This is a genomic window from Pseudobutyrivibrio sp. (assembly GCF_017471675.1).
In the GTDB taxonomy this organism is placed as follows: domain Bacteria; phylum Bacillota; class Clostridia; order Lachnospirales; family Lachnospiraceae; genus Pseudobutyrivibrio.
The window spans coordinates 1-10,537 of sequence record NZ_JAFUSK010000047.1 but is presented as its reverse complement, the minus strand read 5'-3'; the positions used below and the strand labels follow the sequence as shown (position 1 = coordinate 10,537).

The 10,537-nt window shown below is 41.7% G+C and carries 7 protein-coding genes; all 7 read right to left on the bottom strand.

Annotation, left to right across the window (positions count from 1 at the left end; translation table 11 throughout):
• Positions 1-93: 93 nt before the first annotated feature.
• Positions 94-849, bottom strand: coding sequence for a helix-turn-helix domain-containing protein (locus IJ535_RS07845; RefSeq protein ID WP_294300992.1), 756 nt, complete (start codon positions 847-849; stop codon positions 94-96).
• Between the two features lie 184 nt (positions 850-1,033).
• On the bottom strand, positions 1,034-2,032 hold the full coding sequence (locus IJ535_RS07840; protein ID WP_294300988.1) for an alpha/beta hydrolase: 999 nt from the start codon (positions 2,030-2,032) through the stop codon (positions 1,034-1,036).
• A gap of 144 nt (positions 2,033-2,176) precedes the next feature.
• Positions 2,177-4,960 (bottom strand): FAD-dependent oxidoreductase, encoded by a 2,784-nt coding sequence (locus IJ535_RS07835; protein WP_294300985.1) that lies wholly within the window; start codon positions 4,958-4,960, stop codon positions 2,177-2,179.
• A gap of 57 nt (positions 4,961-5,017) precedes the next feature.
• Positions 5,018-5,689, bottom strand: coding sequence for a hydrogenase nickel incorporation protein HypB (hypB, locus tag IJ535_RS07830; protein WP_294300980.1), 672 nt, complete (start codon positions 5,687-5,689; stop codon positions 5,018-5,020).
• 271 nt (positions 5,690-5,960) lie between these two features.
• Positions 5,961-7,214, bottom strand: a complete 1,254-nt coding sequence (gene glyA / locus IJ535_RS07825) for a serine hydroxymethyltransferase (protein WP_294300976.1) — start codon at positions 7,212-7,214, stop codon at positions 5,961-5,963.
• Between the two features lie 18 nt (positions 7,215-7,232).
• Positions 7,233-9,869: a putative bifunctional diguanylate cyclase/phosphodiesterase gene (locus IJ535_RS07820; RefSeq protein WP_294300974.1), complete on the bottom strand. Its 2,637-nt coding sequence runs from the start codon at positions 9,867-9,869 to the stop codon at positions 7,233-7,235.
• Positions 9,848-10,537 (bottom strand): branched-chain-amino-acid transaminase (gene ilvE / locus IJ535_RS07815; RefSeq protein ID WP_294300971.1); only part of this gene is annotated, 690 nt, incomplete at its 5' end. The genes ilvE and IJ535_RS07820, both read right to left, overlap by 22 nt.

The window sequence follows — 10,537 nt, the reverse complement described above, 5'->3', positions numbered from 1 at the left end:
TTAATTTTAACTGAAAGATGAGCACTTGGCTCTTTTTAATAAATTTTAGAATTTACACCATTATATGGGCTTTATCTAATCCACAATATAATACTAGTACATTTTATGTAATCTGCCCTGAATTGGCATCAATAGTAAGGCTAACAGCACCCCATAGAGAAGTGATAGCACTGCTACTGCAAGATTAGGGCCAAGGACTTCATAATTCTGGCGGAATACTATAGCAAATACAGTGACAAAACCCATTATACTAGAAAGAACTCCTCCAAGGATTGCTGCCTTCTCTGCAAATTTAATAGCGTATTCAGATTTAGATGCTGCTTCTGCTATGGCAGCTTCTGAATTATCAGTTTTACCAAACACAAGCTTGAATGCTTGTATAAATCCCTGTAGCTGTCCACCTGCTCCCTCTATAATTAGCTGAATTGCTAGTACCATAATTAGAGATGGGGCATCTAAGTAATAAACTAATCTTCCGCCACCAACTACCATGATGCCAAACAATCCCACAAGCAAAAGCAAACAACCCAATAACAAACCTAATATTTCTATTTTCCTATCCTTTTTGTTGTTCTGAACATCCTTTACCAAATCAACCATAATCTTCTCCGCCTTTCCACTATAAGTATCTGCGTCCAGGCGCTCACCAGATAACAGTTCATTTATATTTATACCAAGTGCTTCGCAAAGATCAGACATAATGCTAGTGTCAGGCAGGCCTTTGCCTGTCTCCCATCTAGAAACTGCTTTGTCACTAACACCAACCCGTTCTGCTAGCTGCTTTTGGGTTAAGCCTTGTTCCTTCCTTACATTAGATATAAACGAACCGATTTTGATCAAATCTAACATGTGACCTCCTGACGCTACAATTGTTACACCTTTAGGGTACAAGATGCAGGATGATTTAGAAACCTATGTGTAGTAGAGTTGTTGGTAATTTAGGCTAGAATTTAGTTCTAGGATGAATAGAATTGTAGAGAACCCTCATCCGTCACCTGCGGTGACACCTTCCCCCTTTGTAAGGGGGAAGGCTTTAGTTTTCTTCCCAGAATTCTATAGCGCGGTCTAGCCAGCCTTCGGCTTTGGTGTGGAGGCCGAGGCCGATGCCGTGTGGGACGCCGAAGTATTTTTCGTATACATGCTTTACATCGTGCTCAGTAAGAGCTGCGTCAAATACATCTGCATGGCGGCTGGCTGGAACAAGCACATCCCAAGAGCCTGAATACATAAATGTGGGTGGATAGTCTGCTTCTATATATTTTTGAACATCAAGCATCTCTCTGCCTTTTCTGATATGGCGCAGACCAAACATATAGAAGCTGCCTCTATTGCTAAGCCAAATGCCAAGAAGTCCAATCCAAATATTCCAGTATGGATGATGTAGCCAATCGTTAACGCAAGTCCATGGATAGCCTAAGATAATTGCGCCTGGCTTTGGAAGCTGATAATCAAGATAACCAAATTTATGGCTGGCAAAAATTCCTGCCAAGTTGCCGCCTGCTGAAAATCCAATAAGTGCATAGTCATCCATCACCACATTAAATTTATCAAGGTTGTCACTAATAAGCTTTAATGCGATGCCAAGATCCGTCATTGGTGAAAATGGCTCGCAGTCTCTACCTGCACTGTACTCTAATACAAAGGCATTGATTCCCATTTTGTTAAGAGCTGCTGCAACAGGATAGCCCTCCTGCTTGGTACAGAGATGTGCGTATCCCCCACCTGGAAGTATCATTGCAAATTTCTTGCTCTTAGGATTATCTGCTGGGAAATACATAAGTCTAACATCACGCTTGTGTTTATCCTTTGCCATTTCTTCCATGGAATACACCGGCATTTGTATGAATCGCCCTGTATATTGAAGATACTTAACTCTGGCCCTTCCTGTCTTCACATTATTTGATTTATGCTCAATGTAGTACATTCTTGCTATTGAATATACCGTAAATACGAATGTAAGAATTAGGTATGCGATAATCAGAGTTCTCACTGTCTCGCCAAATCCGTTTGCAAAAAGATAAATGTTTTTCATGTAAGTCTCCTAAGTAAAGCCTATTATTTTTAAGTATGTTAGTGTAACCCTCATCAGTCACCTGCGGTGACAGCTTCTCACTTGTTAAGGGAGAAGCCTAAAAAAGGTGCTACTATATTAGTAGCACCTTAATTATAACAATTTTTATCTGTGCTTAAAAGCAACTTTGATGCGCTGCTTTAAGCCGTTTGGAAGAACGTACTTAAGCTTGTCCTCAGATGGAGTCATCTTAGAGCACTCTGGATGCTCGCGGTAAAGCTTGATTGCGTCGAATTCGCACTTAGTTGTACATACACCACAACCGATACACTTATTCTCATCAACAACTGAAGCACCACACTTTAAGCATCTTGCTGTCTCAACCTTAATCTGCTCCTCTGTAAGCTCTACAGTCTTGTCGCGGAATGTAAGCTCACCGTCAACTGTTGTTTTAGAAACACCAGGAATCTGACGTGGGCTGTGATCGTAATCACCAATCTTAAGGTTTTCCTTATCAAGCTCGATGAAGTCACGACGGTTACGTCCGATTGTAAGTGAGCTGTGTGGCTGTACGAAACGGTGAATTGAGATAGCACCCTCACGACCTGCTGCGATAGCATCGATAGCAAAACGTGGACCTGTGTACATATCACCACCAACGAAGATGTCAGGCTCGTCTGTCTGGTATGTAAGAGCATCAGCCTTAGGGCCTCTGTCGATAACAACCTTAGAACCCTTGAAGAGATCTCCGTAAACGCTACGCTGTCCTACTGAGAAGATAACGTGCTTACACTCTACAGTGATTGTATCGTTCTCATCGTACTGTGGAGAGAAACGTCCTGTTTCGTCCTTAACACGAGTACACTTCTTAAGAACGATACCCTTAACAGCACCTGCCTCATCAACAAGTACTTCCTTAGGACCCCAACCGCAGTTAAGCTCAACGCCTTCAGCCTCTACGATTTCGATTTCCTCTGGAGAAGCTGGCATGATGTCTCTGCTCTCTAGACAGAACATAGAAACCTTTTCATTGCCAACACGTCTTGCAGAACGAGCAACGTCGATAGCTACGTTACCACCACCGATAACAACAAGGTCACCCTTGATATCGTAAGCTTCGTTCTCTGAGCATTCGTGTAAGAAATCAACAGCTGTAGCTGTACCGATAGCATCATCGCCTGGTACGCCCGGCTTGTTACCACCCTGACAACCGATAGCTACGTAGAACGCCTTGTAGCCCTGACCACGTAACTCGTCAAGAGTGATGTCCTTACCAACCTCAACACCACACTTAATCTCTACACCAAGTTCCTTGATGATTTCGATTTCAGCGTCGATAACGTTGTTCTCAAGTACGAATGATGGAATACCATAGCGAAGCATACCACCTGGATACTTGCTCTTCTCGAAGATTGTAGGTCTGTATCCCTTAAGTGCTAAGTAGTAAGCACATGAAAGACCTGCAGGACCTGCACCGATAATTGCAACCTTCTCTGTGAACTCGCCATCCTGCTTTGGAATAATCTTCTTAGGAATATATCTTGTCTCAGCCTTGAGATCCATCTCTGCTAAGAAACGCTTAACCTCATCAATTGCGATAGCCTCATCAACTGTACCTCTTGTACAAGCAGCCTCGCAACGTCTGTTACATACACGACCGCAGATAGCTGGAAGTGGATTATCCTGCTTGATAAGAGCAAGAGCTTCCTTGTAACGTCCCTGAGCTGCCATACGAAGGTAACCCTGGATAGCGATATGAGCAGGACAAGCTGTCTTACATGGAGCTGTACCTGTGTCATAGCAGTTGATTCTGTTAGTGTCACGGTAGTTATCGTTCCACTCGTCAGTAGACCACTTACGCTCTGTAGGAAGTACATGCTTTGGATACTCTACCTGCTTACCATCAGCTGTGCAAAGCTTCTGACCAAGCTTAACAGCACCTGCTGGACAGTTCTCAACACACTTACCACAAGCAACACAATCCTCAGCTGTAACATGAGCAACATAAGCTGAACGTGACATGTTAGGAGTGTTGAAAAGCTGTGATGTTCTGAGCGCATAACATACATTTACATTACAGTTACAGATAGCGAAAATCTTGTTCTCTCCATCGATATTTGTGATCTGGTGAACGAAGCCGTTATCCTCTGCCTGCTTGAAAATCTCAAGAGCTTCTTCACGAGTGATGTAAACGCCACCCTTGTTTGTCTCAACAACATAGTCGGCCATATCACCCATAGCAATACACCAGCCCTCTGGATCATCTGCACATCCCTCATCATATGTCTTTCTAGAAAGACGGCATGAACATGGTGACTTTGCATAATGACCTTCATATTTATCTAACCAATGAGAAATCTTTTCTACACCGATTGCTTCCTGCTCCATGGAGATAGCTTCCTCTACAGGGATAACGTGCATACCAATACCAGCGCCTCCTGGTGGTACCATGTGTGTAAGTCCCTCAAGTGGAAGACGGCTCATTCTCTCAAAGAAACGGCCCATCTCTGGATGCTCGTTAAGAAAATCCTGATTCATATTAGAGAACTCTGCTGATCCTGGAACGTACATTGGAAGTACCCACTGCTTCTCATGAGCATCGTTCTCATAATTCCACTCTAAAAGTCCTGTCCAGCTAGCCTTCTCAAGTCTCTCCTCAAGAGTCTTCTCATCAAGACCTGTGATTTCAAGAAGCTGCTTAAATGTCTTAGGCTTTCTGATGCCGCCCATAGAAAGTGCAAGCTCTGCAATTTCCTTTGTAGGTGCAAGGTTAGCTACTGCCCAATATTCTGGATCATACTTTGTAACCTTCTGAAGACCAAGCTTAATCTTTGCACGGTCTGTGATAAGTTTTCCAAGTTCAAGAATCTCAGGACGGATATCCTCATCCTTTAAGTCGTTTACCCAATCAGGGTAGAAATCGCCCAAATTATCTGGTCCAATTCCCATATAAAGTTTCCTCCTTTTACAACCCTTATTAATTAATTATTACTTCCTCAAAAAAGACTAATTATTCCACATGGCAACCTGGTCCCTCAACCAGTCAATCCATTCGTCAAAGCCTTCGCCAGTTTTTGCAGAAACAAAAATAACCTTAGCGTTTGGATTGAGACCATGAATACTCTTTACTACTGCCTCTTTTGAAAATTCGCTAAACACAGGAAGTGTGTCGCATTTGTTGATAAGCACTACATCACACACTGAAAACATCAGTGGGTACTTAAGTGGTTTGTCGTCTCCCTCAGGAACTGAGAGAATCATAGCGTTCTTTGATGAACCGGTATCAAATTCCGCTGGGCAAACTAAATTACCAACATTTTCCAGGAAGACAAGGTCTAAATCTTCAGTGCCAAATTCATGTAAGCCTTGGCGTGTCATATCTGCATCAAGATGACACATTCCTCCTGTGTGTATCTGAATTGCACGAGCGCCTGCCTCTGTAATAGTGGCAGCGTCCACATCAGAATCAATATCAGCCTCCATTACGCCTATTTTCATTTCGTCCTTAAGACGGGAAATGGTCTGGCATAATGTGGTAGTCTTGCCTGAGCCTGGAGCTGACATAAGATTTACCAAGAATGTCTTCTGTTCCTTAAGCTCTGCTCTAAGCTTTTTGGCATCAGCATAGTTATCCTCAAAGATGCTTTGCTTTACCTCAATAACTTTGTAATCTAGCATATTTGCTCCCTAATTAAAAATGAGATATAATGTTAGTAAACTCTAACTTGAAAATAGAGTTTCCTTTAAATATAATATACTCTATCTGATAAATTTTTGTCAATGCCCAAAGGCGTCTCAAAGTCGCATAAAATAAGGTCTCCCCCAACTTTAATACTCACGTGTCTATAATCACTGTGAATTCTATATTAAATCCATATATTGTGTATACAACTATTGTATTAGTGCAAACAAAAAGACTCCTACTTTCGTAGGAGTCAAAAAATAGTCTTTAAAATTCCTGTCCGCCAGAAAGAGGATACTTGTCTGTTAAGGTCTTGATAATAGCGCGAGCCTTTTCAATACCTGCTTCCTTTTCTTTGATAACAATGGCGATTGCCTCTGCAACCTTATCAAAGTCCTCTTCCTTAAGGCCACGTGTTGTGGCTGCTGGAGTACCAAGACGAATACCTGATGTAACAAATGGTGACTTAGGATCATTTGGAATAGTGTTCTTGTTAGCTGTAATGTGAGCCTCATCAAGAAGCTTTTCGATTTCCTTTCCTGTAAGCTCAAATGGAGTTAAATCGATAAGCATTAAATGGTTATCTGTTCCATCTGAAACAATCTTGATTCCTCTATCCTGTAAGCCCTTGCAAAGTGCCTGTGCATTCTTTACAATCTGCTTTCCGTATTCCTTGAAGCTTGGGTCAAGTGCCTCCTTGAAGCATACAGCCTTGCCGGCAATAACATGCATAAGAGGGCCACCCTGGATACCTGGGAAAACAGCCTTGTTAAAGTTGTATTTCTCGTTAGCCTCAGCTGTTGCCATAATCATACCGCCTCTTGGACCACGAAGTGTCTTGTGAGTAGTGGTAGTAACAATATCAGCATAAGGCACTGGGCTTTCGTGAACCCCTGCTGCAACAAGACCAGCGATGTGTGCCATATCAACAAAAAGCACTGCTCCTACCTCGTCGCAAATCTCTCTAAATCTCTTGAAATCAATCTTGCGGCAGTATGCTGATGCACCAGCGATAATCATCTTTGGCTTGCATTCAATTGCGATTCTTTCAACCTCGTCATAATCAATGAAGCCATTATCATTAACACCATAAGGAACAATATTGAAATAAGTTCCAGAGAAGTTAGCCTTTGAACCATGTGTAAGATGTCCGCCGTGGTCAAGATTCATACCCATTACTGTGTCCCCAGGCTTAAGCACTGCAAACTGAACTGCCATATTAGCCTGTGCTCCTGAATGTGGCTGAACATTAACATATTCAGCACCAAACAATTCCTTGGCACGGTTAATTGCAAGCTCTTCAATAACATCTACCTCTGCGCAGCCACCATAGTATCTCTTACCTGGATAACCTTCTGCATACTTGTTAGTAAGTACTGAACCCATAGCAGACATAACTGCTGGTGATACCCAGTTTTCTGATGCAATAAGCTCGATGTGCTCAGACTGACGATTGAATTCCTTTACAATAGCCTCTGCCACCTCTGAATCTGTGTTTCTGATGTCCTCAAGTGTGTACATTATTTCCCTTACCTTTCTTTATAAATACTTATCTTCGAATTCAGCCTTGGATAATGGCCTATCGAAGTAGTAACCCTGTGCTAAGTTAACGGAAAACTGTGTTATTTCCTCTACCTGCTTTTCTACCTCAACCCCTGAAGCGCAAACTGTCAGGTCGACAGATTTTGCAAGCTCTGATATGGCTTTGATAAATGCCGCTGAGAATTTATCAGTGTCCATATCTGCCGTAAGGCTCTTATCTATCTTAATAATATCTATTGGCATAACACGTATATTCATTAAAGAAGAACCAGCTTTGCCATAGTCGTCTAAGGCAATCTTGCAGCCTAATTCACGAATAGCTGTGAGGATTTTAACCATCCAGCTAACATCCTCTGTGGATACTGGCTCTGTCACCTCAAATGTGATATTGGCTGGATTAATATCTGTCTTTTTGATTAATGCCTTAATGGTTTCTAATATATCCTTCTGACCAAGCTGATATAAAGAAAGATTAATACCTACCCCATATTCAGGGAAGCCAAAATCGTTCCAATGCTTGCAGCTTTTAATTGCTTCACTTATTACGAAGCTTCCTATTGAATCCATTAATCTAAGATTCTCAGCCTCAGATATAAAGCCCTCTGGAGTTACAAGACCGTACTCCTTAGAGTTCCATCTAACCAAAGCTTCTGCCCCGTGGCAAAGAGGAATACCATTAACAAATTCCATTATCGGCTGGTAGTAAACCTCAAACTGGCTGCAGTTATCACTTACTGCTTCTCTTAGGCTCTGCTCCAGCTTAGCCTTTTCTTCTTTGATAGCCTTTGATTTGTCATCATAATATTCTAATCTATTCTTGCCATTATTCTTGGCACTGTGAACAGCGATATTTAAGCATGTGAAAATATCTGCGGCTTCATCAAACCCTTCGTCCACCTTTACACAACCCATGCTCATTGAGCAATTGTACTCAACCCCTTCAAGAGTCCATGGATTAGCAAAAAGATTGGTGATTCGCTTAATGATGTAATCAAAATGGGACATGTTGTCATGGGTGACAATAACAACAAATTCATCCCCACCTACACGATAGCATTTGCCATTAATCTGGGAAATGTCGTTGATGCTATGTGCTACGTATTCTAACAATTCATCACCAACCTTGTAGCCCATACCACTGTTGACATTTGCAAAATCATCCAAATCTATCATAAGAAGAGCGAATCTCTCCCCTAACTTTTTGGCTACATGGTATTCAAGGGAAATATCCTTTTCGCAGGTCTGTCTATTAAACAAGCCTGTAAGGGAATCCACCTTAGCCTGCTGTTCCACCTTCTTTTGGTATAGCCTAAGGTCAGTAGTATCGTAGGAAGTAATCATTCTAACCGGTCTACCATCAACCCAAGTGATACTGTTGATTGAGATATCAAACCATCTGCCGGAACCCTTGGCAAAATAACCATTTAACTCTGGTTTAACAAACTTTTCGTCAAACACCAGCTCTTTAATGGCTGTTTTGTCTATCTCGTTATCAAACATCTGATTAAATGTATCATTCTTGTAAAGAACATGCTTTTCATTAATGTCAGCTACAACTACTCCGTAGCCTGCATTCTTAAGGATTACCTCCAGGGCATTGTAAGAGCTTGCCAGTGAATTAGTAGTTATCTTCTTAACAAGAACTGTTTGAAGTATGCGCTTAATATCATTTGCAAAGCGCAAATCATCAACGCTCCACTTTCTATCATTCTCCATTACGAAGAAGCATAGATACATGGCAGCCGCGTCATTTATATTAATTGGCAAAAAGATTGCCGCCTTAATTCCGTATTTAATAAAGAAGATTTCGAATGCCTCTGGAAGAGTTGCATCAGAAGAAATAGTATATGGCTTACCATTCATAAACGGTAAATCCATACGTGGTATCTGCTGGAACTTATCCTTAAGGGCACCTTCCTCGTTGGAACACCACTCTAGAATCATATCTACGCTGGTGTCGTTCTCTGAAATCTGAAGCAGGGCAGAATTTGTACATTCTAAGTACTTGCCTGCATCTCTTAAAATATCCTCAGAAATCTTTGAGAAGGAATTTTCTGATTCCATAAACCTGAGAATATCAGTCATGATTTCGTTCTTCTTAAGCTTGTACTTAATATCATGCTCTGCATCACGCTCTCTATTAAGCTGTTTTTTCAGAGCCTGAGTCTTAATTTTTTCTGCAAAATAATACTTGGTAAGAGTTTCGATAAGTAGAATCGATTTGTCAAACGCTTCTAGCGTTGTAAGCCTGATAGCCTGTGGCATCTGTAATTCTTCTGGAACCAAATCCTTATTGATTCCAAAGCAAAGCCACACGCCTAAGAATTCCCCGTTTGTTCCCCTGATTGCCACTCCTCGATACATGAAATAATCTTCTTTGCCAAAACGCTCCACGATATTCTCCGCAGTGCCATCTACAAAGGAATCAATTATTTCACGTCTGAGTTCAGAAGGAAATTCACGGTCAACAAAATCCTCCTCAGGCTTATTGCCTGAGAAGGATGTGATTTGTCCATGAGTTTTGCCAATACACATTACATACATATCGTTAGATTTGCAGAATGCATCCTGCAACGACTGCATGTCCTCGCTATTGATTTCCAAATCCAAATTTAGTCTATAACTTGTGTCCATCCATATTTATCCTCGAGTCTACCCCACTGGATGCCTGTTAAAGTATCGTATAGCTTCTGGGTAAGCTCGCCTGTTTTACCTCCATTTATTACAACAACATCATCCTTGAAACGGAGTTCCCCAACTGGTGAGATAACTGCTGCTGTTCCTGTACCGAATACCTCTTCAAGCTTACCATCATGGCCAGCCTTCATAAGGTCATCAATTGCAAGGCGCTCTTCTCTAACAGTGTAACCCCAGTCTCTAAGAAGATGAATCATAGAATCTCTAGTAACACCTGGAAGAACTGTTCCTACTGTTGGAGCTGTCCAAATCTCTCCGTCGATTTTGAACATGATATTCATTGTTCCTACTTCTTCAACGTACTTTCTCTCGTTACCGTCTAACCAAAGAACCTGTGAATATCCCATCTTTTCTGCCTTTACCTGTCCTGCGATAGAACCAGCATAGTTACCACCGCATTTTGTAAAGCCAGTGCCACCTGCAACTGCTCGTACTAATTCATTTTCTACCAAAATCTTAACTGGGTCAAGACCTGTTGCATAATATGCTCCAACTGGACAACAAAGAATCATAAATTTGTATGATTTTGCCATGTGTACGCCAAGTGCAGCCTCTGTAGCAAACATGAATGGTCTGATGTATAAAGATGTGTCCTTCTCGCTAGG

Excerpts from the sequence above, each read along its gene's own strand:
- IJ535_RS07820 (WP_294300974.1), bottom strand. The coding sequence starts at position 9,869 with ATGGACACAAGTTATAGACTAAATTTGGATTTGGAAATCAATAGCGAG.
- IJ535_RS07845 (WP_294300992.1), bottom strand. The coding sequence starts at position 849 with ATGTTAGATTTGATCAAAATCGGTTCGTTTATATCTAATGTAAGGAAG.
- hypB (WP_294300980.1), bottom strand. The coding sequence starts at position 5,689 with ATGCTAGATTACAAAGTTATTGAGGTAAAGCAAAGCATCTTTGAGGAT.
- IJ535_RS07840 (WP_294300988.1), bottom strand. The coding sequence starts at position 2,032 with ATGAAAAACATTTATCTTTTTGCAAACGGATTTGGCGAGACAGTGAGA.
- IJ535_RS07835 (WP_294300985.1), bottom strand. The coding sequence starts at position 4,960 with ATGGGAATTGGACCAGATAATTTGGGCGATTTCTACCCTGATTGGGTA.
- glyA (WP_294300976.1), bottom strand. The coding sequence starts at position 7,214 with ATGTACACACTTGAGGACATCAGAAACACAGATTCAGAGGTGGCAGAG.